The sequence below is a fragment of the Grimontia hollisae CIP 101886 genome, from assembly GCF_000176515.1.
GTDB lineage: Bacteria > Pseudomonadota > Gammaproteobacteria > Enterobacterales > Vibrionaceae > Enterovibrio > Enterovibrio hollisae.
The window spans coordinates 640,817-665,172 of the sequence record NZ_ADAQ01000011.1 but is presented as its reverse complement, the minus strand read 5'-3'; the positions used below and the strand labels follow the sequence as shown (position 1 = coordinate 665,172).

The window sequence follows — 24,356 nt, the reverse complement described above, 5'->3', positions numbered from 1 at the left end:
GAGTTTGTCCTGAATCCAGCATGAAGCGCGTGGGGGTGTAATTAAATGACGAGGTTTTTGGGGCTTTAAGCAACTGCGGGTCGATTGAAAACTTAGGCACATTTATTTGAGTGTTGTCTCACTAAATGTTTGTTGATAAGAGCGTCATACTGCTGTTTTTAAGAAGTTTGAGATATCATTCAGAAATGAAGCTAATTATCTCGGGTATGGAATTTTGGACTTCAAACAAGCCCTCAGCATTCTCTCTAAATCCTCACCCTATGCGGTCAGTACAGAGAGAGAGCAAAATCAAGATCATCTTACTGAATACAAACGTTACATCTATATCAATACAGATATAGAGGCGGATTTTAAAAAAGCGCTGTTATCAGCCAAACCCAATCAAATCATATTCCTTTGTGGAAGTAGTGGTGATGGTAAGTCTGAGATCTTGACGCAGTACAGCCAAAAGCATAAAGCAACGCATGATTTTCATCTGGATGCGACGCACAGTTTTGACCCAAGCCAAACGGCGGTTCAGGCTCTTGACCAGCGTTTTACCGAATTCAAGCAAAGTGCAAAGCCACTCGTTGTTGGTATCAATGTGGGGATGCTGGGTAACTATGCTGAAGAAGGCTCTGAAGCGCATAGTGACATCAAAAAAGTGGTTAAAGACTTTCTATCTCGTCATCGCTCGGCGATCCCTGAGCAGTACATATTCTTGGATTTTGAAGACTATCCAAAATTCAGGTTTGATTCAGAGGGCTGTGCATCTGATTTTACAGAAAAGTTTCTTAAAAGGTTGACAGCACAGACCCTAGAAAACCCGTTTTATGCGCTTTATGACAGAGCGCTAAAGTCTCAAGGTCACACGAGGCTGACGGCAAACTTTGCCTTGTTGAGCCGCCCAGCAGTGCAGAAAAACCTCATCGGTTTACTGTTGAAAGCTCGTTTGATCAAAGATCAGTTTTTAACCGCGCGAGCGTTGCTGGATTTCATATTCCAATTGCTGGCCGCGGATGGTTATTTGTTTGATAACTTGTTTGCTGGCAGCGATAACGAGCTGTTATCCCGCATCCAGAGCTTTGACCCAAGCAACTTGCATACGCGCACAGTCGATGAGTTTGTGCTTCAGCACAGCTTAGGTATTGAACATGAAGATTTTGCGGCGTTTAAAGTCAAGATCAACTCGCTGGGAATTTTTGAGGTCACCGAAGCCACATCATTTCTACGCCTTTTCTACGTGCTCAGTGGCGACGATGAGCTCAGCAATGAGTTTGTAACGCCTATCCAAAACGAGTTTACAAACAATCTGGTAGAAACCTATGCATCTGTTTGGATGCTACATCGTGATTTCGATGGTTCTGGAAAGATGCGTAAAGAGCTTGGCAGTTTCTATAAGGAAACCCTGATCGCAGCGCTTCACCGCTATTGCAACCGTCATGCCCCAACACTCGATAAAGATGAGTATTTAGTCTCTGAGCTTAATGGCTACAAAACGGCGGTGTCTCTTGAAGTTAAGCCAGATTTTTCAGCAATACAAAACAGCGCACTCGAAAAAATAGGCACCTTCAATGCGTATTTGAAAGTCGATGATAAATCGCTTAAGCCAATGCCGATTAGTGTCAGGCTGCTAGAGCTACTCGTGAAAATTGGTCAGGGGTACCGCCCCAACAAGCATGACAAAAATGCTGTTCTCTTACTTGATGAAGCACTGGAGCAGATGCTGACCGTCGCTAAGCAAAAAGAGACCTTGTTTATCCTGAAGGGTGATAAGCGCTACAAAATCGTGAAAGAAGAAAGTGACTATTTTGAAGTGAGTGGTATGCGCTAATGACGACCGATAATTTTACATTACCGATAAAGGCTGGTTTGCCACAAACTGCCACTGATAAGTTCCAGAACAAGAATACACTGAACAGTTACATTCCCATTCGAACCAAAGGCAACGACTTTGATTGGTCTTCTGTTGTGGGGTTGGTGCTTCGCGGCTTACTTCGTAAAAAAATCGAAAAGTATACCTACCTAGATTTCGCGGCGGATTGTAAAGCCAACTTACAAAGCAAACTGGGCGAAGAAGATTTTTGGGAAGTACTGGAAGATATGTACTTCACCAATAACGCGATTTTCTCTGTAAGCCCTGAGTTTCTGTTATTTAAGAGCCAGAAAAGTGAGTGTAAAGCTGGCGATCTACGTGTGGCATCTCTCTTTATCAACCTGTTAAATGGTCGACAAATTGAGCAGTTTGATGCCAACTTGAACTTCATCGAACAAGAGCTGTTAGAAACCCTGCGTTCCAAAACCAAGCCAGATACTGACAAATCACTTCGTGCTTCGGAAGCGCCGTATTTGCCATACATGGCCGAGGCATTTAAACGTGATCTCGAATTTTTAACCACATACCCCAAATACCTGCTGGATGAGTTTGAACAATTCTTGGCATTTTACGGGTTTGCTTATACCGCCCAGCTAAGTCTATCGCTATCTGATTGGAAAACCGGTGAAGCCCCCAAAGCAAAACCGCTCTATTTCATCATGGATCATGAACGCGCCAGCGGTGAGCGAATTCACGTGAAAAAACACGGCTACAAGCTCTTTAGTGAGTCTTCTTTCAAGCTGTTTCCCGTCCTTTCTATGCTGGAAAACCTCCAGCCCAATCCGGACGAAATGAAGAAGCCGTTATGGCAGCTGGCGAAAAATATTGAAAACTCGCAAAGAAGCGATCTGGCTGAGCAAATTAAAAACTACGCGCTCATGTTCCGAGCTAATCGCAAACTGGATACCGAGATCCCTGGCGATGCAGTAACGGCCATTGATTGGTTGGAATACGCGCTAAAGCTAGCAGAAGAGCAGTTCCGGGACCCGAAAACAGACCGACCAGCCATTATCAAAAAGTACATGACTGAGGTTGAGAAGAACATGGCCGCTGACTTTGTGCAGGCTCGCGGTCGTTCAGGCCGAGTGCTTGTCCTTACACAGGACCACATTATTTTGCTGACAAACCTGGTGGTAGGCAAAGAGGAAAAACTTCGCTTCCATGAGCTAATTCTCGGCTTTCAGGATAGGGGAATATTTGTTGATAAGCAGACAGAACAAGAGCTTATCAAGTTCTATGAGCGAATTGGTAACGTTGAACGCATGAGTGATAGTGGAGATGCAGTGTATGTGCGCAAAACAATTTGAATCGTTTCTGGTTGAGCAGTTTTTACTGCATGCGAAAGGAAACATACGCGCAGGCTATCGCTATCAGTTTAACTCTCCTGATCATGATAACAGTCAGCGCTTGTTTGATGCGTTAATCGATCGTAAAGACGGTGAGATTGTCGTTGGTAACAAGGTGGCGTTGAGCTATCTAAGTGTTGAAGGCTGCAAAGTGGTTCCTGTGCTTCATGGCGAAGAAGACGGAGAAACCGGGTTTACCGAGAACTACATTTCTCACCTGCGTGATGAAATCGCAAGCCAAGAAGGTGCTCTGAAGGGCTGTGCGCTGGTGGTCATTCACAACAGTCGCCTTGATACCCTTATCAACTCAGCGGAAGACTTAGGTCAGCCTGGGCAAGTTTGGAGCCCAGAGAACATCAAAGTCGCACTTAGCGGTTTTATTGAACAAACTGACAAATCCCGAGATGTGTCGCTCTGCCTGCTGGATGACCAGTTTGACGCGATCCTAGAAGATGGCGCGACCATGTTTGGCTTCGAATCGCTGTACAAAGCGGTCGAAGATGGCGAGCTTTGTTTTAGCGAACTGGGAATGTTCGATGATCCTTTTGTCGCGGAGTTATCGGGTAATAAAAAACAGATCAAACAACGGCTGGAAGAAAACCGCGCGCTTTACCAAGAGTTGTCGTTTGAAGTCGAGCACTTTGGTCAGCAACTCGAAGAAAGACTGAAAGGCTTCAGCAGTAAGTTTATAAAAGAACATTTTTCTGATGATGGTTGGAAAGATGTGGAGTTTGAAACTTATCGAGAAGAGATAAAAAAGAACAAAATTCAGAACCTTAAGCACGAAAGTGAAGAAGAGCTTAACAATGCAGAGGTAATCGGCCGCTACCCAAAAGAAACCAAAGCGGGATTGCGTGACCGTCACCTGATCATTGCCCTTGAGGAAGGACAAAGTGAGTTTGAACTTAAACTGAGCTTTTCTGGCACCAGCGATTTAAGCAAAGAACAGTTTAAAGTCTCGCCAGCGAATGCACTAGGCAAACAAGAGATCATCAGTACGCGCCTAACCAGTAAAGGGGCGAATGCCACCCTAGCGGCCAGTTACGCGAATGAGCCTTTGTTTTTCACGCTGGCATTGAAACGTGACAATACCTCGGAAAATCATAACTTCCGTTGCTTGGTTGTCAGGAAAGGCGAGTTTGACCTCGAAGCATTCAAAAACATTTTCGTCGTTGAGCCTTCGAAAAAACGTCTTACTCTGCAAACAGAAGACAACAGCCTGGTTATCAACCCCGCGCTAACTGCAAACCGAAGCCTGGATGATGTCGGTGAAGTGGTTGACCGCGCAGAATTTGGTGTTGTCGATTTTGAAGCTTTGGCTAACGAGTCAGAAGATATCGGTTTTGTGGTGAAATCAGGTGATAACGCACTGGCATTTCGCATAGAGGGTGAAACGGTAGAAAGCAACCTGTCCTTCCCGCTGCTGCTTAACCAATCGCGCTTCCACAAGTTGTTTGATGATGATGTGTTTGGCGAGCTTTACCCGAGTAAAGACGTTGTCGCGATTGATAATAGCGAATTTCGCGTTATGGAGCCGCGCATTAGCTTACTTCGTTGGGAAGAACGTTTCGTTCAGCAAAAGCAAGTCTACCTGGCTGAATCTAACAGCATGGCGTTGGAACAGTTAAGGTCTATTGATTACAATCTCCACTCTGCATACCAAGCACTGTTTGACTATCTAGCTAGCCGAAGAACAACGATTTCGCTGGTGTCGTGGGGGCCTCAATTTACCGCACTCGTGAAAGCGACCGTGGATGCATTCCTTGATTATTTCAATGCGATCCCAACTGGCGGCATGCTCACCAAAGAGCAAAAGCAGGTGATGCAAATCGGTTTGGTTCGCGAGAATGGTGAAGAATACTACTCGCCTTTCCACCCGCTGTTGCTGGCGTACTACTTAAACCTTTGCGATGAAATGCAAAAAGATGACAGCTTTGCTGACTTGCCAACGGTTACATTCAATCGTTTGGGACCAAGCGGCTTGCTGCCGTATGTTTATCACCCCAAGCATGAATTTGCCTACAACCAGCAAGTGACCGAAAACGGATTCTGGGTTAAAAGTGTTCCGCATCAGAAAAGTTGTCTGAAGTTCGTTCGCAAGCTGGTTAAAGAGAAGATCAACGAGTTCCAGAAGGCGTTTCGCCACTTGTTTACTGGCTCAGAGAAGAGTGTGCTGGTGAATGCCGTCAATCAAGATCGTGCAGAGGAGCTATTCCTCGGTTTGGTCGATTATGTAAAAGACAACCTGGATAAAGCCGCGTCAATCCATGTCAACTTGTACGATGATGCGCTGGTTTTCAACGCATTTGATCAGTTTGCAGAAACGTCGAACTACGAAGAGCTAAAGTCTTGGCTGGAGCTGGACCGCGGAAAAGTACGTGAAAACGCCGACACCATTATCGACATTCTTCGTACCCGCCTGACTTACAGCAAGTTCACCAATGCCCACAGCGAACGCGAAGGGCAAGCTTACTCGCACCTGTCATTTTTCAGAAACAACGACAACGTGAAGTTAACGACCTTGAGCGTTGACGACATGCCGAGCGGCATTGCGTGTGATGGTCTGTTAACGGGCGACGCTTCCAAGAGTGATGAAGGCTCATACTTCACCGCATTTGGTTTGCAAAATGTTCAATACAGTAACCAACCGCACTTGGAAATGGCGAAGTATGTTGGTTCGTTAATGGAGCCAGCATTAAAGCCAAGCACACAATACACGGGCGCCAATGCTCCTGCGCTTGCGGTCAGTGAAGACTTTAAATCGCTGCTAGAGCGCTCTTATGACAGCTCGATTTGGACCACCATCATCGACCCTAAAGTGACGCTGGACTTCTTCCACGCCAATCAAGATGTTGTGCTTATCCATTACTCCGATCAGTACACCAGCTCTGCCAGTTACGATGCCATTACGGTAACCGCACAGCGCGGATTGTTCGAAAGAGTGGTAGCGCAAAGTGGCGGTGGTCAAATCAACGAGTTCAATGCCTTCAACGGTGATTGGCTGCTGAAGATGATGACCTGCAACGACACCATTCGTAAAGAGCGCACTGGCATTATCGGTGCCTATAAGTTTGCGACCTGTCTAGTGCATAAATCTGATATCACCTGGGTGCCGCTATCCGTCGGTGAGATGATCCGTGTATCAGGCAACATCGGCCTGAAAATGACCGACAGTGACTTCTCACGCAACGTGCAAGGATACAAAAAAGGCGCGATTTCAGATGATGTACTGCTGGTGGGCTTTAAAGAGGGCAACCTTTATCTGCTTCCTGTCGAAGTGAAAGCTGGCTCCACGCCAGACTACAAAAAAGCCGTACAGCAAGCGAATGAGCTTCGCCGCTATCTAACAGAGCTTTTGAGCGACGAGACACTGGCGTCGAAGCTATACCGAGGCTTATTTATCCGCCAGGTGTTGATGCAAATCGACAAATACCGTCTCTACAACGTATTCAGCAATGACTACTTTGAAGCCCTGCTGGCAGAGAAAGAAGAGTGGCTGCGTGGCAACTACACAATCGCAGAGCTTGAGAACTACCCGGTAGGTCTAGTGGTTAGCCACCTTGAAAGCGGAAGCTGCTTCGAGCCTGGATACAACATGCAAGATGGCGTATTGAAGGTTGACCTTCCGATGTCTTTGCTGCCTTCACTGGTGCAACACCCGCTTCAAGTGCTAATGAACGAAAAGGACATCGCGCAGATCTGCCATGTGCCAGCGGAGTATATGTTGGTGGGGCAGACAGCTTTGAAAAAAGGAGAGTCGCTCGTCCCATTAGACGTTATGGTCGATAAACCAGAGAATTTAAAACCGAACCTCCAAACTGAGGTTCCGTCAAAGTTAGCTGCAGAGCCAACCCCAGATTATGCGAGCGAATGCCGAGTGGAGATTGGCCAGAATACACTTACTGGCGAAAAAGTTTTCTGGGAGTATGGGCATAAAGATCTAGCAAACCGCCACCTAATCATTTTTGGTAGCTCAGGGCAGGGTAAGACCTACTGTATCCAAGGTTTGTTGATGAGCTTGGCTGATGCTCATATTCGATCGCTAGTGATTGATTATACAAACGGCTTCTTGCCGAATCACCTTGAGCAGGAGTTCATTGAAAGATTGAACCCTAAGTCCAACATCCTTTGTAATGAGCCATTCGGCATGTCGCCATTCAGAGCTCAGAAGCAAGATTTCGGTGGGATTTTCATTGAAGAGAAGCCTCACATGGTTGCTGGAAGGGTTGCCTCTGTTTTTAACAAGGTATATTCGACTATTGGCGAGCGCCAGATTGCGGTACTTAATGAAGTGATTGAATTTGGTGTTCAGCGGTATGGCAGTGCTTACAGCTTGCAGAACATGCTGGATGATTTAAACGAAGAGGAAACCGCAGGACCCGCGTTAGCCAGTAAACTTGCCCCTCTCGTTAAGTCCAACTTGTTTTCATCTGACAGCAATAAAAGCTGGAAAGAGGTGTTCGAGAGCGAAGCACACAACTCAACAATCATGCAGCTTGCGTCGCTTAACCACGATATTTCAATGCTCTGTACCGAGTTTTTGCTTTGGGATCTGTATTCCTACGCATGTAGTTATGGTAGCAAGGAAAACCCGCTTCCTATCGTATTAGATGAAGTACAGAACCTTGATCATCGGCTTGAGAGCCCGCTAGGTAAAATGTTGACGGAAGGGCGCAAGTTTGGAGTATCTCTGATTCTGGCGACTCAAACGCTAAGTATGTTGCGCAAAGATGAGCAAGACCGCTTGTTCCAAGCGTCTCACAAGCTGTTTTTTGCACCAGCGAAAACAGAGACAAAGACTTACGCGAAAATTCTTGAACTGAGCATGCCAGGAACAAAGCAAGCTGAGTGGGAAAAGCAACTCGGGGACCTATCCAAAGGACAGTGTTTATCAGTTGGTTACCATTTGGATAAAGGGCAGCTGAAGATGAGTGTGAAGAAAGTGAAGGTGTCTTCCATGTCATCCCGCCTGAACCGCTCTGAAGCTTGAACCGAGGTAAGTCGATGGAGCTTTCTGAAAAAATTCAGTTAATTTCACGCTGGCGGAGAGGAGACCAAAGGGCTCCTCATAAGCCTTTGATGCTGCTTTATGCCTTATCAGAGTACAAACAGGGTCACCAGCGCCTATTTCGGTTTGAGGATGAAGTAGACCAGCAAGTCAAAGACTTGCTGGTGCAATATGGCCCAACAAGAAAGGCATACCATCCTGAGTATCCGTTTTGGCGTTTAGCCAATGAAAAAGAGCCATTTTGGGAACTCATCAATGGTGAAGAGTGCATTCCAAGGAAGAGCAATACCGACCCCAAAAAGTCAGAGCTGATCAAATATAATGTGATGGCAGGGTTTGATGAAGAGTCATTTCGGACAATTCTCGCAAACCCAAAGCTGATTGATGATATTGCATCAAAAATCATTCAGGATAATTTCCCTGAGACACTGCAAGAAGAGCTGTTTGTGCGTTTTGGCTTTGAGGTTAATACCTCGACCAAGTCGAGAGACCCAGAATTTCGTAGGAAAGTGCTTCGTGCCTATAACTATAAGTGTGCCGTGTGCGGTTTTGATTTGGCATTGGATACAGTGCCACTTGCCATTGAAGCTGCTCACATCAAATGGAAACAATTTTTCGGTCCGTGTGAGGTTTCAAATGGTATTGCGCTTTGTAGCATTCACCATAAAGCACTGGATCGTGGCGCCATCACTTTAGATAGCCATTTCAAGGTCAACGTTTCTCCTTCCGTTACTGGTGGAGAGTTGGTTGAAAGGTTGATTTGGGATTTTGATGGTAAATCGATTAGGTTACCTAGAGATACTTATCAACATCCGGATGAGGATATGGTTGAATGGCACATAAGAGAGGTTTTTAAACCTTGATAAAATTATTTGATGATTTGGATTGTGAAATTAAAGGTGATTTTTGCGAAAATCCACTTGGTATTAATGAAGTTTACGATATAGCGTAAATCAAATTGAGTTGCCAAGAAAATATATGTAGTAACTAGGTTTGATAAAGTACAGCATGTATCTGATACGGAAACTTGTGATTTTTTGTGTTAGTGATTTAAAAATATAACAAATAAGGTTTTTATATATGAAGGTGGAACCAGATTATAAGTCAATTGGTGATCTTTTTCGTGATGCTAATGTGTTTCGAGTTCCAAAGTATCAACGTGGCTATGCATGGAAAGATAGTCAGTTGGAAGACTTCAAAGACGATTTGATTTTTATTCATGAAAATGGCGCGTATGAACATTTCTTTGGCTCTCTTGTTTGTGCTCAAGCTGAATCTATAGGTGGGCATGAAAAAATAAATCAACTAGTGGATGGGCAGCAAAGGCTTACTACTTTTGTTATATTGATTTGTTGTTTAATTAAAAAGTATGAAGCATTGAATCAAGGTGAAAATGAATATAAAGAATATATAGATGAAAAGATAAAGGAGCTCAAGGAAAGGTATTTGTTTTACAAGAAGTCGGTAAACAAAAAAACTGAATATATAAGAAGACTAGAGCTATCCAGAAGAGATGATGAGTTCTTTAATAACAAAATAAAATGTATTCCAGTTGAGGCTAGTCGAGATTCACACAAAAGATTAGATGCAGCATTTGGTTTCTTGACTAGCTTTATAGATGATCTTACTTCGCATAAAAGTATGAGTGATTCTCTAGATGAACTTGATGCATTAGAAAAAACAATTAATGAAAAATGCAATATCATTCATATGGTGACTGATAAAGTCGCAGATGCATACAAATTATTCCAAGTGATTAATGACCGAGGTGAGCAGTTAAATCATACTGACCTCTTAAGGGCTAAGACTCTTGGGATTACAGATGATAAGGATGATGAGCTAATATTTAATCAAGTAGAGAATATTTGGGATAAACTAGACGAAGACTATGGGTCTAGTCTAGAAAAACTGCTTGGTTATTATTATTCTAGCCATACTGGAGATAAAGTGAAAGGAGCTTCATTTTATGATCAATGTATGGATAGAATATTCTCTGTAGATAAAAAAACAAGTCCTCAGATAGTTTTTGACAAAATGAGGGATATAAAAAAATCATTGGAAAAAGCATCTTTGATAAGCCAAGGTGAATGGCCTTATACTAATTCAGTATTAAGCTCTTGGCAAAGAAGTCGTTTAAAGTTCTTGATTGTTTATTTAAAGCATACTCATTGCATCCCTTTATTGCTGGCTGCGACTAATCTCAAGGAAAAGCAGTTTTATGAAATTGTAAGAGTCTTGGAGATTTTTTTCTTTAGATATAAAAATGTTTGTGGGAATAAAATTGACTTGGCTACTACGAGATATTATAAGTCTTGTCGTGAAATCTCAGATGGTAAATTTACAGTTCAGGGGTTTAAAACTAGCTTAAGGGAGTTGGTTCATAAGCACGCATTTGACGAAGTGTTCAAATCTCGAATTGATGAGTTAGATTACTCTAAATCAAAAGTTAGTTTGCGATATCTACTGCTTGGCCTTGAAGATTCATGGTTATGGTATAAGTCAGGAATGAAAGAAGGAGTAAAAGGAAGGGAAGGAATGTTTGACTATTCGCTAATATTTGACTTTTCGTCAGCTACAGTTGAGCATATATACCCTCAATGCCCAGATGTTAAAGATGTCAATTTGGAACCGTTACTTAATAAGTTAGGTAATCTAACGATATTGGGGCCAAAGCATAATGAAGAGCTAGGTAATTTGCCATATAGTGAAAAAGCGAAAATCTATGTAAGTGATACTAAGTTAAAGATAAATAAAGAGTTCGAAAATTATCCTGTTTGGAATAAAGAAAGCTTACTTGAAAGGCGTGAGGAGTTGATGAACGCGGCTTGTTGTATTTTTAATTTCTAGTATAACAAACGCTGCCTAAGTATAGGCAGCGTTTGTGGTGGCAGTGCAAGAGGTCAAATAACCTTACTTGAGAATTTAGAAATTGATTTATGATTTCTTAAAGAAGCTATCCCATCCTCAACATGTGCAGCCCAGGCCTGCTGGTAGGCCTTAGCATCAAGCTCTGGGTAGTACATTTTTAACATCAATTCTGTAATGTCGCTTGTTTCACCCAACCAGGTGTACTTATCAAGCACCAGAGGCCCATCTAATTTTGCTGGCTGACCTTGGTATCTAAAATCACTCTCAATTGAGCGGAAAAACGCGATACGGGCGGATACATTGGGTGTAATGCCCGTATAGGCTTTTAGTTTCTTCAGTTGCTCTTCGGTAGAGCGCGATAAATTCATGCGATTAGGCAACATTAGGCGTGTACCTCTTCTGCTTGCTTCCAAAAATAGCCTTCGGCAACTTTCGACGATTTAGTCAGGCCGTCAAAACGGATCTCATAGGTACGAGCGATATCATCTTGAATTAAGTTGATATAGTTTTTATCGATTTCTGTGTCGGTAGACAGGATAACCACTTGGTGACTCGCTGTCGGGAAGTAATTCTCCACCAGCTTATCTCTGTGGTGCGAATCCAATCGACCTAGTGGCGTATCTATAATAATCGGCAGCTTGCGACCTGAAGTCCGGCCGAGAGCCTCGAGGATTGATATCGCATAGATTTGTTTTTCACCCGCAGACATGGCTTTGCGGTTGATCTTAATGCCATGGTTATCCATCAACTCAACATCAAATGTTGTAGGGTTGATTGCAGCTGAAAGCTGAAGATCTTCTTTGCGTGCTAGCTTTTTGTAAGATTGAACAAACTCATCTTCCAGTTGCTTAACGCGAGCTTTGGTTAACTGCTCTGCAAACTTATCGAGTAGTAATATGGCATTTTGAGCGTTGCTGATACTATGATCTTTGTTCGATTGATCGCGGTGTTTGTCATGCAAGCGTTGAATTTGACGAGCGGCTTCAAGCGCAGAGCGGGTTTCCCTTTTCGCGCTTTCGAGTAGGTCATGATACTCAATGATCAGTTTTTCTTTCTTCTTATCTAGCTTACGAACGTCAGCAAACAGCGTCTGGACCTGCTCTTCTTCAGGCGCACGTGCGATGTTGCTTGATGCGTTATCAATTTCTTCTTCAACAACTTTCAGGCGTTTTCTTGCCTTATCAAATTGCTTAAACGACTTCTTAGCTAGCGTGTTTACCTGGTATTGAATGGTATTCGCTTGGCGATCGGAGATATCTAGCAGCAAAGATTGGCTCGAGATGTCGCCCAAGTGCTCTTCAAGACTGTCTTTGATCGCATCCATCGCTGCGGGCGCAGACGCGCTCAGATTGAATGACAATTTTGCCCGAAGCGTATCAAGGAAACCGTCAAGCTCGCGGCCGAAGTTGAGCTTTTGTTTAGTCTCTTGCTCTTTCTCAATAGCGCTAAGCAGTGATTTCATCGCATTGGGAGCGAATGCAAATGGTAAGCTGCCTTCCATCTCAATGCGGATTTGTTTCTCTAGCTCGACCTTCTCTTTAAGCAGAGCGTCTACGCGAGTCTGTTCATCTTCACGTGTTTTCGCCCAAGCACCGCCACTTTGAGAGAGTTTGTTTTCGAGGTTTTGAATTTCTTTTGCGACCAAGCTAATGGACGCATCTACGATGTCGGCATCCCCCCGTAAACGCTCAGCTTTGGACTCATGATCCATACGAAGCGCATCGAGCGCATCCATCTCTTCACGAAGCGACTGAGCAAGTGCGCCTGAACCATGTTTCTTGAGGAAAATGTTCAGGTCCGCTTTGAGCTTGGCGATAACATCAATACCAAGAAGGCGTCTAACAGCCGTTTTTAGTACGGTGCCTGATTCATCTTCAGCAAGCTCTGCAATCTTTTCCCCATCGAAAAAGAAGAGATCGGCAATACCATTAGGAATCAGTTCATTTAAAAAGCCTTGGCATTGGTCATAGTTAAGCTCAGGAATTTGAACGCCATCTTTCTCTAAACAGAGTTGGTCTTTCTTCCCGCGTTTCCAGCCACGGATTACCTTATAGGTATTCTCTTCACCGTTTTGGCTGTAAACAAACTCAAGCTCTATTGAGGCGTTATCTTGAATACCACCGTGGCCCACTCCTTTGTGGATGAGCTCTGACAACGCTTCGATATACTCACCGTTATTGAGCAATGTACCGAAGGATTGGCGGCCGTAAAGAGCCAGCCTTACTGCGGTCAAGATCGATGTTTTACCCGCACCATTTAAGCCGCCAAACAGAATAATCGGGCGTTCAGTACCGGCAACTGGCCCACTAGCAGTTTCAGCCGCTGGCGCCGGGCGCAAGTCAATTTCGTGTACACCACGGAAAACACGAAAGTTATTGAGAGTTAGTTTTGTAATTAACATTTTTCTACTTAAAATTCTTTTTGCAGCAGCTTATCCAGCTCAACCAGTTGTTGGTTGTAGCGCTCGATTTCTAATTGGTGAACATCGTAAGCTGCCTTACTTTGCAGCGACGCATGCTTCTGCTTGATATCTTCAAGGCTTCCCCAATCTTGCTTCAGCAGCGATGCAATTTTGTTTGAGATGCCACTTCGGCGGCTTAAACCTTCCATCGACATTTCGAGCTCGATCAGCTTCATGATCATCTCAGGCTCTACATCAAAGTCATCGCAAAGCTCTTGAATTAACTGTGCGTCATCTTTACCAAAGCTGGCGTTATCGTCGTAAACCCAATCAAGGTCGAAGCCATAAACGTCACGGAAAATAGCAGGCAGCGAATCATCCCAATCCGGCTCGTTTGGATCGTGAATCCACTCTTGGCGAATCGCATGAAGCTCAGGCACTGTGATCAGTTCGATCTCGCGTCCCTCTGCTTTGAACTGCTTATCCAATTCCAGAAGCTCACGAATCCATTGTTTACGGTATTTCAGCCAGTATGGGCCTGGAACATGGCGGCGCTCAGCTGCAATGTCTTCACCTTCTTTGGCGTACTGGTAGCTAACCTTGCCAGTGCGGCGTTTGAAGTTGCGATACTCATCTTTGTTTGCAGGATCAGACGTCATTGCGAGTTTATTTCTAAACGTCAGCAAAGGTGCCATCCATTCTTCACCGTTTTGGATCAGGCTTTCCATAGCGCGGTCTTTTGTGACAACTGTGCACGTCCAACAACCAAATCGAGAATTACCACAAGAGGGGGTGGTTTCATCGATAACCATCGGGCATTCACCTTGGCCCGAAGAGTCTTTGTAAAGATTCCAAAGCGTCAGGTTTTTTCCGCCCCAAGGGTTTTCCCACTCAAGGTCATATTTGTCGCTCCAAACATTTTTAATGCCGTAAGGCGTTTGTTTGGTTTCGAGGTGACATAGGCGGAGAATTTTCCAAACGTCATCAACGCCCCAGGTGTCGATTGGCGTAAAGATAAACGCGTTACTTAGCGTGGTATGCCTCGCTAAACGCGAGCCGTCAATTTTGTGTTTGGCGATAACCTGCGCACGTGATGCACTTTCTTGGCTGCGTGAGCCCAACACGACGACAACTTCGTCATACTGTGAAACTTTCGAGGTAATGAAGTCGCTCACTGGATCAATCTTCATTCGCTCGGTACACCAACGGAAAGAGCGCGTAGGTGCTGGGTAACCTTTACCTAAAAGGCTAGTCCAAAACGTTTGGTCTGCTTTTGGCACCACTTTGTGGCTGGTGATTGGCAAGTTGTCACGTTTAGCGCCGCGCTCAATAGCAGCTAGCGAATCTTTGATGTGATTAACGACGACGGGGGTTTCCACCAGCGTATCGGATGACACAACAAACACGGGCTTATGGCGGTCTTTTGGAGACAAGCCAAGCAGCGCCATATAAACCAGTGACATGACTGCAGAGGAGTCTTTACCACCGCTGTAACCAATGACCCACGGGCGTTTATCCGCGCAATAGACGCGCTGCACGTCTGCGATGTAGTGGCTAAGCGGATGATTGGCGAATAGCTCGTTATTAATAAATTCTTCGTACTCGGCTAAATCTTCAGCCAATGTTAGTTCTTCAATCATTAGAGTGATTTCTCGAGTGTTTTCTCTTCAGGCGTAAGCGGCAGTCCAAGCTCTATTTTCAACGCATTTGCGGTGAGCTGAATGGCAGTGGTTGATTTGCTCAACTTGCCGTGGTTCATGCTGCGCTTCATCCATTCAGGGTTGGTCTTACGCCAGTTAATCTTCGATAGCTCTTTGAGCTTGTCTTTCCACGTGGTTGGCTCTTGGCAAAGAAGATGTTTCCCAAGAAGCCCAATGGCATGTAAGCCGACGCCGTGGCTGTGAATGTATTCTTGCCTCAGCTGTGCGGGCGAGACTTCTTTAGCAATCACCATCTGCCAGTCACGAATGTTATTGGTGACTTCTTGCCAAAACTCGATGGCCAGTGTTTGCTCTTCTTCGCTATAGCTTTCACGCGTCCCTTTACTAAGCAGTGTTCTGGTTGCTTGCTTAATACTGCTTAGGGTGAATAGCTTGTTGGATTTTGGACTGAGATTGGATTTCTCCATTTCCGTTAAGCCAACAAAGGGAGAGACCTCGGTTGCGAGTAATCTTGCAAGCTCTGAACTACCGTCACGATGATCGTAAAGCGTCCCTAAAGAAGGGCTAGGCTTCACCGCATATTTATTAAGGTCAGCAAACATTTGCTGGCTGCGCGATAACCCTTCATCGATAAAGAACAACACCGGAATGTTATCCTGACCGAGGTCGGGATTCTCTCTCAGTGCTTCTTCAATGGCCTTCCTACGATGTTGTCCGTCGTTGATCAATATTTGCGCATCCATCGGCACTTTGAGCGTGCCAAGATTGGGAGCACTTTCGTAATCTTCAAAGGCGATATCCACACCTACAGAGACCGTTAGCGCCGAAAAAACGTAGTCTTTAGGGTTGTCCAGCAGATACTTCACCATTTCAGGAATGCGCGATTTGTTCAGCGTGCGTTGAGCGCGAAGTTCAGGTGGAACGTCGTCTTCGTTGTAGCTGAAAATCTTTGGAATAATCCTAAGAGGGCAAGTAGCGATGTAAAATGGGCGTCCTGCTTGGATGCCTCTTACTGCTGGAAAAGAGTAGCAATAGCCTGAGTCTTGCGCTTGCATAACAGTCCCGTTTGAAAGTTTGTCATCTTATGACGTAAAACTTAGTAGGTATGTCAAAATTGGCAAACCAAAGTGAGTTTGGTTTGTTAAAAATTGATCTCGAGATTGCTATTCTGCAATTGAGCGGGGTATTTTAACGTATGTTAGGTGATGAAAACCATGCTTTGTATGTCATCTGATCACATAAATTTCCTTTTAGACGCAGATGGAAAAGTAATTGCTTGGTACATTTGAAAAATCGGCTAAGTAGTTTCGATTAACCTGAGTGCTTCATCAACCGATACCCTGCAATGGCTTTTCCTTCCTCCTGCAACCCGCGCTCAAACATCGCTCTTCCCATCAGCACTTCTTGCTGGTGGGTTATGCCGAGCAGCTCTGCTAGACGCTTATCAAACGAGCGCTGTTTCTCTTGCTGCTCGAAGTCATCCCCAAGCAATAGGCCTTTGTTTAGCAGCGGTGGGCGTTTGCTTTCCGCGACATAGTCAAAGAAGTCGATGTCTTGCTCGGCCATCTTTATCTTTACGCGTTCGACCAAAAGCGGCACCGCGCTGTTTTCAAAGTCGTCATAGGTAGTAAGGGTTAGCTTGCCTGACTGAATGTGGATTTTGACCAAATCGACCGTTTCCAAATCGCCATACATTTGAAGGGCTGCTCCCACGTAAATACGAAGAAGTTGCGGCAAGAATTCTGTGTATCGCTGGTGGAAGATGAAGGAGTGTCCTTCGTTCAAAATGCTGGCTGGCAATGTTTGGTGGGCGGTGTTGCAGGCTTTTTCAATTTCTTCTGAGTCTGCAATTTGGAATAGTAGGTCTTGCGCCAAGGTGAGGGCGGTTTTGTAATCCGCAAAGAAGGCTTTGATATCGCGCTTAAGTGCTTCGGGTTGTTGGGTGTAAGGTTTGCGCTTTTCAAACAATGCCATGGCGAAGTAGAGAAGTAAGTCTTCTCGCCGTGCCTGCTCAGAGGCTTCGAAATCAGCTTCGTCGTATATCTCACAAAGTAATTTGTGGGTCTTCTTGTGAGAGCCTATAAGCTCTCGAACCATTACAGATTGCTCAAATTCATCGTTGGCCGGAATGCGCCCCAGTACCAGGCACGTCATCCAAAAGGCTTCAAATAACTCAGCATGTTGGCTGATGGTCAGCTTGAGCTTTTCTTGCTGGCTAGGTGGCTTGGTGGCGGTTAATTGCTTCCACCCTTGGTGGCGGCGATAGCGGTTTTGAAGGTGGGCCTGTTCTTCAAGCTTGTCTTTGAATACGTAAAAAATGCCTGGCGCGACAGTAATGGCTTGTTCATCAAGGCTGCTCTCGATATAGGATTTGATTTCACTTTGTTGGTAGTACTTTTGAAAGGTATTACGCGAGGTGATCACGCCGTCTTTGTAGGGGGTAAATTGTGAGATAAATTGCTCAGTGCCAAGCATGACGCTCACCACTAGCAGCTTATCGGCCAGCTCCCAAGCGCCGAGTAGGGCATCTAGCCGCTCGTCGGTGTCTTCAATCACGTTCAGCACAAACCCTAAGTTCACGATGTCTGAGTGTGCTTTCTCACCATCAGGGTAGTGGTTTGGGTCCCAGCCAAGCACATCAATACCATGAGCCAGCAGCTCTCGCATGTCGTCGCCTCGGCCACATCCGTAATCACAAATTGAATAGTCGCCATTGAGGTAACTGTTTTTCGCCAGTGCCTTCATGGGGGCGGAGAGGGAGTGTCGCACTATCGCTGTTTTGTGCCGGTCAATGATGTGTTCATCGACTCCTTCCACCGTGGAAGCGCGAAATAACCTGCCATCGACCAAGGTATAGCCATGCTGCGCAATGAAGTTAAGCCAGGATTGCTTAAAGCCAATTACCCTAGCGTTTTCATAGAGGCCCGCGTTTTCACCCTCTTGGGTAATTTGCTCAAAGTCAGCGTAGGCGGGGTGGCTTGGTAATATCATCAATTCTTTGCGATGAAGGATTGGCGGGTTCTCGGTGGTTTCGTAATCCGTGACGCGATGCATCAGCTTGGTTAAATCGACCGTCACGCTTTGTTTGAGGCTTGGGTAGGCAGAGGTGTAAAACGTGGGGTAGCTCAGTAGCGAAAGGCGGAAATCGTTTTTACCCAGTTTGACGATGTGCCAATCGTTCTCGCTTATTTTTAAGGCTTTTGCAACGTTGTGAACAAACGAAGAGAGTGCGGTGGGAAGGGCATCGAAGGCGTCTTTATGCAGATATACAGCATCAGGAAGATGTTTGCCTGCGGTCGCTTCTGCCACCAGCTTTTGAAACTGCGCACTATCCATATTGCTCCTCGCTAGTCAAAAAGTTTAAGGCTATCAGTTCCTGTCGCTCGTCTTGTTGGGACTGCGTGTCCCGAGTCACTTGGCTTCATTATCTGAACAAATCGACTGTTTTCAGGACCAACACTGACGTGGATAGGCCTATCTTTGCCATAGAAATAGAGCCTGTCAAAAGGGAGCTGAGTAATAATGAACTTGGCAACCTCATCCATCATGTTTTCATAACCTTCCACCTGAAAGTCGCAGGCGGCACCTTGGCGTTTGCAGATCAGGTGCCCTTTTTCATTGCGCTCTAACGCTGCGTGCTGGTCAAGTGATGGAGCCATTTGGCCTGGATGATGTCGTTGAAGATAATTTTTGAGCCTGAAAGATGTGAAGCCGTAACTAATTGAAACAAAACCAAACTGGTGTTCGATTGGGGCAAGGACGGATGTTTCTAATTGACGAAGAGCGGCTAGACTTTCTTCTTGTTGTGGCGTGTTATCAATGTACTTGCTGATGTCTGGGTGCTTTTTTTTATACCAACTAATCAGACATTGCATTGTTAATCATCCTAATTATGATATTTGCAAAAAAGGGCGGTAACTCAAAAAGTTACCGCCCTTCCCAAACGTTTGGTGGAGCTGGCGGGAGTTGAACCCGCGTCCAAAATCAGTCTAACTAATGGCGCTACATGCTTAGTCTATCTTTAATCTCGCCAGTGTGCTGCGGGTAGACACGCCACACAAAGACATACCCGAATTATCTTTAGCGCTTCAGCTCTCGAGTCAAAGCATCCACGCGATCCTGTTTGGGTTTGACTGCCCTTGATCCCCGTCCTACAGGCGGAGGCTAGGGAGGGCAGGCTCTGAGCAGGTTATTAAGCTGCTAGTGCGTAGTTTTCGTCGTTTGCGACTATTTTTTTGCGGCTTTTTACGAGGCCAACCGCCCCTCGGCATGCTCCACGAGCCTTCTTGATCCTGTCGAATCCTAGATCAGCCCCGGAATGTGGACGCAGATACTAGCATAACATGCTGCTGCGTCAATGATTATCTGGCTGCGTTCTTCATGATTCGCGCTTTGTCGCGCTGCCAATCGCGATCTTTGGAGGCATCGCGCTTGTCATGAAGTTTTTTACCCTTCGCCAGACCAATCTTAAGTTTAGCCCATGACTTTTTCCAGTACAGGGACAGTGCGACCACAGTGTAACCTTCACGGTTCACTTTGCCGATCAGGGAGTCGAGTTCACGACGCTTGAGCAGCAGTTTTCGCACACGTGTTGGATCCGCCACAACATGTGTGGATGCAACGTTCAGTGGGGTAATGGTAGCGCCAGACATGTAAGCTTCGCCATCACGGAAGAACACGTAGCTCTCACTGATGTTGGCTTTGCCTGCACGAAGCGATTTCACTTCCCAGCCTTGTAGCTCCAGCCCGACTTCAATATCGTCTTCGATAAAGTATTCGTGGCGAGCCTGGCGGTTCTGAGCAATGGTATTGCTGCCCGCCTTATTCTTTGCGTTTTTCTTTGCCATAGTGGCGCCATTATACGTAGTGGTTATGGCGGACGAAACAAGTTTTTACCGTATTTTGAGGCCGTTGGGCAGCCAATGCGCGATTGGGCGATATTTGTTCAATGAAGCTGGCTTCAAGTCGATGTAAAATCGCTGGAAAAGGAAGGTGTTTGGGGAACAATGTGGTCTGGTGATATGATGCCGCAATCGACCTGAGAGGAGACGCTATGCCGCGAATTACCCGTTCTGCGTTGGTGCCGTATAGTGCAGAGCAGATGTTTAACCTTGTTAATGATGTAGAAGCTTACCCTTCGTTTTTGCCAGGGTGCGCCGGTTCTCGCGTGCTGGAAGCCAATGATAACTCCATGACAGCGTCAGTGGATGTGTCAAAAGCGGGCATCCGGAAAACCTTCACCACGCGCAATGAACTGGTGAATGGCCAGGCTATAAAAATGGAGCTGGTGGATGGCCCATTTCGTAAGCTGGTCGGTGGCTGGCATTTTACCTCGCTGGATGTAAATGCCTGTAAGATTGAGCTGAACCTGGATTTTGAGTTCACCAACAGTCTGGTAGAAATGGCATTCGGTAAAATCTTTAATGATCTGGCTGTTAACATGGTGAAAGCATTCACAGACAGGGCGAGAGCGATTTATGAGTGATGGTAATTTGCTGCACATTGAGGTGATGTATGCGTTGCCGCACGAGCAGCACGTATTTAAAGCGATTGTGACACCGGATACGCCAGTGGAGGAGATTATCCGTCACTCCGGTATTTTGGATGCTTATCCGGAAATCGACCTGAAAAAAAACAAGGTTGGCGTGTTCAGCCGTCTGGTGAAGTTGGATGCTACGGTGCACGATGGTGACCGCATTGAAATTTACCGTCCGCTGGTGGCCGATCCGAAAGAGATCCGCCGCCGCCGCGCCGAGCGCATGAAAGCGGAAGGCAAATCTGATCCGGTGACGGGTGGGAAAGTGAACCCACTTCGAAAAGGCGAGTAAACGAAAGAGCAGGCAACAAACCTGCTCCTTTTTCTGCAATTTTTCAGTCAAAAACGTAAATTCAGTTGGAAAGCACTAGCACCCAAGCGCCGCAATAGTGGCTCTAATTGTCTCAGGGTTGGTGACCGTAATGGTAAAATCGCTCTCGCCGTTGCCCATGGTGGCATTCTCGTTGCGAAAATCCATCAGCGAGTTGCGGGTGGTTTTGCCGGAAAGGTGAATTTCAGAAACACCTGTAGCAGACACTATAGATTGCGCATTGTGCGGAGAAACCCCTGCTCCTGGCATAATGCTGAGTCGTCCTTGGGTGAAGGCAACCATTTCTTTTAACGTGTTAATGCCGTCTTCTGCACGTTTGGCAAGGCCAGAGGTCAGTACACGTTCCACTTTGTTGGTCATCAGGAACTCCAGCGCATCAAAAGGCGCTGAGCAATGGTCAATGGCGCGGTGGAAGGTAATACCCATACCAGAGGCTGCCTTGATCATATCGCTCACCGCAGTTTTATCGATTTTCCCGTCTGCCTGAAGGGCACCAATCACCACACCATCAAGGCCTGCCTGCTTAGCGGTGTAAATGTCTGCCAGCATGATCTCCATCTCTTCCCCGGTATAAAGGAAATCACCTTCGCGGGGGCGGATAATGCCATAAACCGGAATCCCCGAGATGCGCGCCGCAGTTTTCATGTAGCCAGCACTGGCGGTCAGTCCACCTGTTGCCAGGGAACTGCAAAGTTCAATCCGTCCGGCGCCCGCTTTTTCAGCAATAGGCAGGGATTCAATACTGTCGATACACACTTCAACTAACACAGACATACAACACTCCTTGCGAATGGGACACTTCATCATCAATGAGTTGCATTCGGATGAGAAGGGTGAAAGGTGTAAAAGTTTGGTAAAAGTTGGGGGGGGAGAAGGAAGAGCGGACCTAGGACCTAGGACCTAGGAAGAGCGAAGAGCGGCTCTTGGCCCTGGGAAGAGCGGGTGGAGCAGAAGTGAGAAAGAGCAGACAAAAGCAAACAAGAGCAAACAAGAGCGGAGAAAATAAGGGTATAGACGCAGATATATGCGGAAAAGGAACTAAGAATGTGGAGGCAACAGAAGCAGATTCAAATAGATGATGTGAAGCTTTTCCCCAGAACCCAGAACCCAGAACCCAGAACCCAGAACCCAGATACAAAAAGGGCCCGGTGGTCCGGGCCTCGTTTGTTTTTATCGCTGACTTTTGGCTTTACGCTTACGCGCTGGGGGAAACAGCTTGCGCAGTTAACCTGTTATTACAGGTCGTCAGAGTGCTGAGACAGGAATGCTGCAACACCTTTTGGTGATGCGTCCATACCTGCTTTACCTTCTTCCCATTGAGCAGGACACACTTCACCGTGCTTCTGGTGGAAGTTCAGTGCGTCAACCATGCGCAGCATTTCATCGATGTTACGACCCAGTGGCAGATCGTTAACCACTTGGTGACGTACCATACCGTCTTCGTCAATCAGGAAAGAACCACGGAAAGCAACACCTGCTTCTGGGTGCTCAACATCATAGGCTTTACAGATTTCGTGTTTCACGTCTGCAACCAGCGGATATTTAACCTGACCGATACCACCGTTTTCTACAGCAGTGTTACGCCATGCGTTGTGAGAGAATTGAGAGTCGATGGAAACACCGATTACTTCAACGCCTTTAGCTTGGAAGTCAGCGAAACGCTTGTCGAAAGCGATCAGCTCAGAAGGGCATACAAAGGTGAAGTCCAGAGGGTAGAAGAACAGAACCGCTTTCTTACCTTTGGTGAACTCTTTGAAGTTGAAGTTATCTACGATTTCACCATTGCCCAGCACTGCTGCTGCAGTGAAATCTGGGGCTTGACGGCCTACTAGTACCATTTCTAAGCTCCTAAAATGTTTAGTTATCAGGCGAAAATGCCTTGATTCATCTATGAACGAGACAAACTATAATGGAACTGATAGATTGGAAAAAGTGAATTTAATAGATTAACCTAATCGGAAAAATCGATGACAAAATTCCCTTCTCTCAAACAGCTCCACTATTTGGTTACACTGTATGAAACGCGCCACTTCGGTGAAGCAGCGAAACAGTGCTTCGTTAGTCAGTCTACACTAAGTTCTGGAATTCAGAACCTCGAAGAGCTAATTGGATCTCAGCTTATCGAGCGCGATAACAAAACGCTGGTGTTTTCGGCGGTGGGGGAAGATGTAGTTTCCCGAAGCCGGGAAATTCTTGCCCGCAGCCAGGACCTGATGGAGCTGACACAAATCAGCGAAAACCCGATGCAAGGAAAGCTGCGGGTTGGCTGTATTCCGACCATTGCTCCATTTTTGCTCTGTGATTTGGTGCAGGCGGTAAACCAGCGCTTCCCCGACCTCGACTTGCTGCTGCGTGAAGACACTACAGCCAATCTGCTAATGGCCCTGAAAAGTGGTGAAATGGATGTGCTGATTCTGGCATTGCCTGTGGATATCGGCGGAATGCAAAGCCGTATCGTTGGTAAAGATGCCTTCAAGATGGTACTGAGCAGCGCGCAGGCGAAGGGGATAAGTCTCCCTGTCCATTACTCAGACCTGCCGGATGAATCGGTCTTCCTCCTTGAGCGTGAACACTGCCTAACCGACCATGCGGTATCTGCCTGTCAGTTGACAAGCTCAGAGAAAATTAACCCTTTTTCTGCCACCAGTCTTCACACTCTGGTTCAGATGGTTGCCAACGGACTTGGGACCACGTTTATCCCGCAAATGGCAATCAATCATGGGCTTATCGATAACCTCGATTTGGTGGTGATGGAACCACCCGGTCGTGAGGCATACCGCGAGATAGGCTTGGTGTGGCGGCCTACTTCGAGCCGCAAATCGACGTTTGAAGCGTTGGCTGATTTGGTCGAAACCCTGCTTTAGAGGTTCTTTCTGTTGCCAAAATCCGGGCGAATATTCATCGCTGACACGTGCTCAGGCGTAGAAAACGATGAAATTCCCTCTGATTTTTGAAGATTCTTTACCTCTCATTAGGTTTATTAATAACTTTGGTTATATATTCCGGACATTGACCCATAATTGGTTATATCTTCTGTTTACAATTTGGTAACCCTCCTGCATTTCTGAAATTAAATTCTGTCGGTATCTGTATATATTTCTCGTCAATAATTAAGTGGTTAGCCCGAATAGTGGCTAATTTAAATTGGTGCTTTTACTGTTAAGCTTTTGTTGTGAAAAGATTTTATGCAGAAATATGTATTGACTGCTACGTTTAAAACTCATGGTATTTATATTTCTTTGATTGCACCTTGATGTAATTTAATTCCGTAAGTGGTTACAAAAACAGTGCCATTAGACAATAAAGCCATAAACGGAAGAACAATCTGATAATCGTTTCAATTCAGTGTT

17 protein-coding genes and 1 other RNA gene are annotated in these 24,356 nt (G+C 45.7%); 8 read left to right on the top strand and 10 right to left on the bottom strand.

Annotation, left to right across the window (positions count from 1 at the left end):
- Positions 1-214: 214 nt before the first annotated feature.
- The 5 genes from dptF (at position 215) to VHA_RS09365 (ending at position 11,056) form a co-directional block, all read left to right on the top strand.
- The gene (gene dptF / locus VHA_RS09385) at positions 215-1,813 is read left to right on the top strand and encodes a DNA phosphorothioation-dependent restriction protein DptF (protein WP_005503801.1); all 1,599 of its coding nucleotides are present in this window, start codon (positions 215-217) and stop codon (positions 1,811-1,813) included.
- Complete coding sequence (dptG, locus tag VHA_RS09380; RefSeq protein WP_005503800.1) at positions 1,813-3,162, top strand: DNA phosphorothioation-dependent restriction protein DptG; 1,350 nt, start codon at positions 1,813-1,815, stop codon at positions 3,160-3,162. Before dptF ends, dptG begins: the two co-directional genes overlap by 1 nt.
- Positions 3,143-8,191: a DNA phosphorothioation-dependent restriction protein DptH gene (gene dptH / locus VHA_RS09375; RefSeq protein ID WP_005503799.1), complete on the top strand. Its 5,049-nt coding sequence runs from the start codon at positions 3,143-3,145 to the stop codon at positions 8,189-8,191. Before dptG ends, dptH begins: the two co-directional genes overlap by 20 nt.
- A gap of 14 nt (positions 8,192-8,205) precedes the next feature.
- Positions 8,206-9,072, top strand: coding sequence for a phosphorothioated DNA-binding restriction endonuclease (locus VHA_RS09370; protein ID WP_005503798.1), 867 nt, complete (start codon positions 8,206-8,208; stop codon positions 9,070-9,072).
- A 217-nt stretch (positions 9,073-9,289) separates the two neighbouring features.
- On the top strand, positions 9,290-11,056 hold the full coding sequence (locus VHA_RS09365; protein ID WP_005503797.1) for a DUF262 domain-containing protein: 1,767 nt from the start codon (positions 9,290-9,292) through the stop codon (positions 11,054-11,056).
- A gap of 53 nt (positions 11,057-11,109) precedes the next feature.
- Here the strand turns inward: VHA_RS09365 and dndE are convergent, their stop codons facing one another.
- From dndE to smpB, 8 genes are all read right to left on the bottom strand, one after another.
- The gene (gene dndE, locus VHA_RS09360; RefSeq protein WP_005503796.1) at positions 11,110-11,460 is read right to left on the bottom strand and encodes a DNA sulfur modification protein DndE; all 351 of its coding nucleotides are present in this window, start codon (positions 11,458-11,460) and stop codon (positions 11,110-11,112) included.
- Entirely contained in the window at positions 11,460-13,478 is a 2,019-nt protein-coding gene (gene dndD, locus VHA_RS09355) for a DNA sulfur modification protein DndD (protein WP_040528584.1), read from the bottom strand. The genes dndE and dndD overlap by 1 nt, the downstream gene beginning before the upstream one ends.
- A gap of 8 nt (positions 13,479-13,486) precedes the next feature.
- Positions 13,487-15,118, bottom strand: coding sequence for a DNA phosphorothioation system sulfurtransferase DndC (locus VHA_RS09350; protein WP_005503792.1), 1,632 nt, complete (start codon positions 15,116-15,118; stop codon positions 13,487-13,489).
- Positions 15,118-16,194: a DNA sulfur modification protein DndB gene (dndB, locus tag VHA_RS09345; protein WP_005503791.1), complete on the bottom strand. Its 1,077-nt coding sequence runs from the start codon at positions 16,192-16,194 to the stop codon at positions 15,118-15,120. Before dndB ends, VHA_RS09350 begins: the two co-directional genes overlap by 1 nt.
- A 256-nt stretch (positions 16,195-16,450) precedes the next feature.
- Positions 16,451-18,475, bottom strand: coding sequence for a DNA phosphorothioation-associated putative methyltransferase (locus VHA_RS09340; RefSeq protein WP_005503788.1), 2,025 nt, complete (start codon positions 18,473-18,475; stop codon positions 16,451-16,453).
- 11 nt (positions 18,476-18,486) lie between these two features.
- Complete coding sequence (locus tag VHA_RS09335) at positions 18,487-19,014, bottom strand: hypothetical protein (RefSeq protein WP_040528581.1); 528 nt, start codon at positions 19,012-19,014, stop codon at positions 18,487-18,489.
- A gap of 73 nt (positions 19,015-19,087) precedes the next feature.
- Positions 19,088-19,454: a transfer-messenger RNA gene (ssrA, locus tag VHA_RS18665) on the bottom strand.
- Between the two features lie 46 nt (positions 19,455-19,500).
- Positions 19,501-19,986, bottom strand: a complete 486-nt coding sequence (gene smpB / locus VHA_RS09330; RefSeq protein WP_005503787.1) for an SsrA-binding protein SmpB — start codon at positions 19,984-19,986, stop codon at positions 19,501-19,503.
- Between the two features lie 206 nt (positions 19,987-20,192).
- Here smpB and VHA_RS09325 point away from each other — a divergent pair, with 206 nt between their 5' ends.
- Both VHA_RS09325 and VHA_RS09320 read left to right on the top strand, forming a co-directional pair.
- Positions 20,193-20,624 (top strand): SRPBCC family protein, encoded by a 432-nt coding sequence (locus tag VHA_RS09325; RefSeq protein ID WP_005503786.1) that lies wholly within the window; start codon positions 20,193-20,195, stop codon positions 20,622-20,624.
- Positions 20,617-20,967, top strand: coding sequence for an RnfH family protein (locus VHA_RS09320; RefSeq protein WP_005503785.1), 351 nt, complete (start codon positions 20,617-20,619; stop codon positions 20,965-20,967). Before VHA_RS09325 ends, VHA_RS09320 begins: the two co-directional genes overlap by 8 nt.
- Before the next feature lie 75 nt (positions 20,968-21,042).
- Here VHA_RS09320 and VHA_RS09315 read toward each other — a convergent pair whose 3' ends face one another.
- Complete coding sequence (locus tag VHA_RS09315; protein ID WP_005503784.1) at positions 21,043-21,780, bottom strand: copper homeostasis protein CutC; 738 nt, start codon at positions 21,778-21,780, stop codon at positions 21,043-21,045.
- 461 nt (positions 21,781-22,241) lie between these two features.
- A complete protein-coding gene (locus tag VHA_RS09310; RefSeq protein WP_005503783.1) occupies positions 22,242-22,844 on the bottom strand; it encodes a peroxiredoxin C in 603 nt (200 codons plus the stop codon).
- A gap of 129 nt (positions 22,845-22,973) precedes the next feature.
- On the opposite strand from VHA_RS09310, the gene VHA_RS09305 reads away from it, so the two are divergent.
- On the top strand, positions 22,974-23,870 hold the full coding sequence (locus VHA_RS09305; RefSeq protein ID WP_040528579.1) for a hydrogen peroxide-inducible genes activator: 897 nt from the start codon (positions 22,974-22,976) through the stop codon (positions 23,868-23,870).
- Positions 23,871-24,356 lie beyond the last annotated feature (486 nt).

Excerpts from the sequence above, each read along its gene's own strand:
- dptG (WP_005503800.1), top strand. The coding sequence starts at position 1,813 with ATGACGACCGATAATTTTACATTACCGATAAAGGCTGGTTTGCCACAA.
- dptH (WP_005503799.1), top strand. The coding sequence starts at position 3,143 with ATGTGCGCAAAACAATTTGAATCGTTTCTGGTTGAGCAGTTTTTACTG.
- VHA_RS09370 (WP_005503798.1), top strand. The coding sequence starts at position 8,206 with ATGGAGCTTTCTGAAAAAATTCAGTTAATTTCACGCTGGCGGAGAGGA.
- VHA_RS09365 (WP_005503797.1), top strand. The coding sequence starts at position 9,290 with ATGAAGGTGGAACCAGATTATAAGTCAATTGGTGATCTTTTTCGTGAT.
- dndE (WP_005503796.1), bottom strand. The coding sequence starts at position 11,460 with ATGTTGCCTAATCGCATGAATTTATCGCGCTCTACCGAAGAGCAACTG.
- dndD (WP_040528584.1), bottom strand. The coding sequence starts at position 13,478 with ATGTTAATTACAAAACTAACTCTCAATAACTTTCGTGTTTTCCGTGGT.
- VHA_RS09350 (WP_005503792.1), bottom strand. The coding sequence starts at position 15,118 with ATGATTGAAGAACTAACATTGGCTGAAGATTTAGCCGAGTACGAAGAA.
- dndB (WP_005503791.1), bottom strand. The coding sequence starts at position 16,194 with ATGCAAGCGCAAGACTCAGGCTATTGCTACTCTTTTCCAGCAGTAAGA.
- VHA_RS09340 (WP_005503788.1), bottom strand. The coding sequence starts at position 18,475 with ATGGATAGTGCGCAGTTTCAAAAGCTGGTGGCAGAAGCGACCGCAGGC.
- VHA_RS09335 (WP_040528581.1), bottom strand. The coding sequence starts at position 19,014 with ATGCAATGTCTGATTAGTTGGTATAAAAAAAAGCACCCAGACATCAGC.
- smpB (WP_005503787.1), bottom strand. The coding sequence starts at position 19,986 with ATGGCAAAGAAAAACGCAAAGAATAAGGCGGGCAGCAATACCATTGCT.
- VHA_RS09325 (WP_005503786.1), top strand. The coding sequence starts at position 20,193 with ATGCCGCGAATTACCCGTTCTGCGTTGGTGCCGTATAGTGCAGAGCAG.
- VHA_RS09320 (WP_005503785.1), top strand. The coding sequence starts at position 20,617 with ATGAGTGATGGTAATTTGCTGCACATTGAGGTGATGTATGCGTTGCCG.
- VHA_RS09315 (WP_005503784.1), bottom strand. The coding sequence starts at position 21,780 with ATGTCTGTGTTAGTTGAAGTGTGTATCGACAGTATTGAATCCCTGCCT.
- VHA_RS09310 (WP_005503783.1), bottom strand. The coding sequence starts at position 22,844 with ATGGTACTAGTAGGCCGTCAAGCCCCAGATTTCACTGCAGCAGCAGTG.
- VHA_RS09305 (WP_040528579.1), top strand. The coding sequence starts at position 22,974 with ATGACAAAATTCCCTTCTCTCAAACAGCTCCACTATTTGGTTACACTG.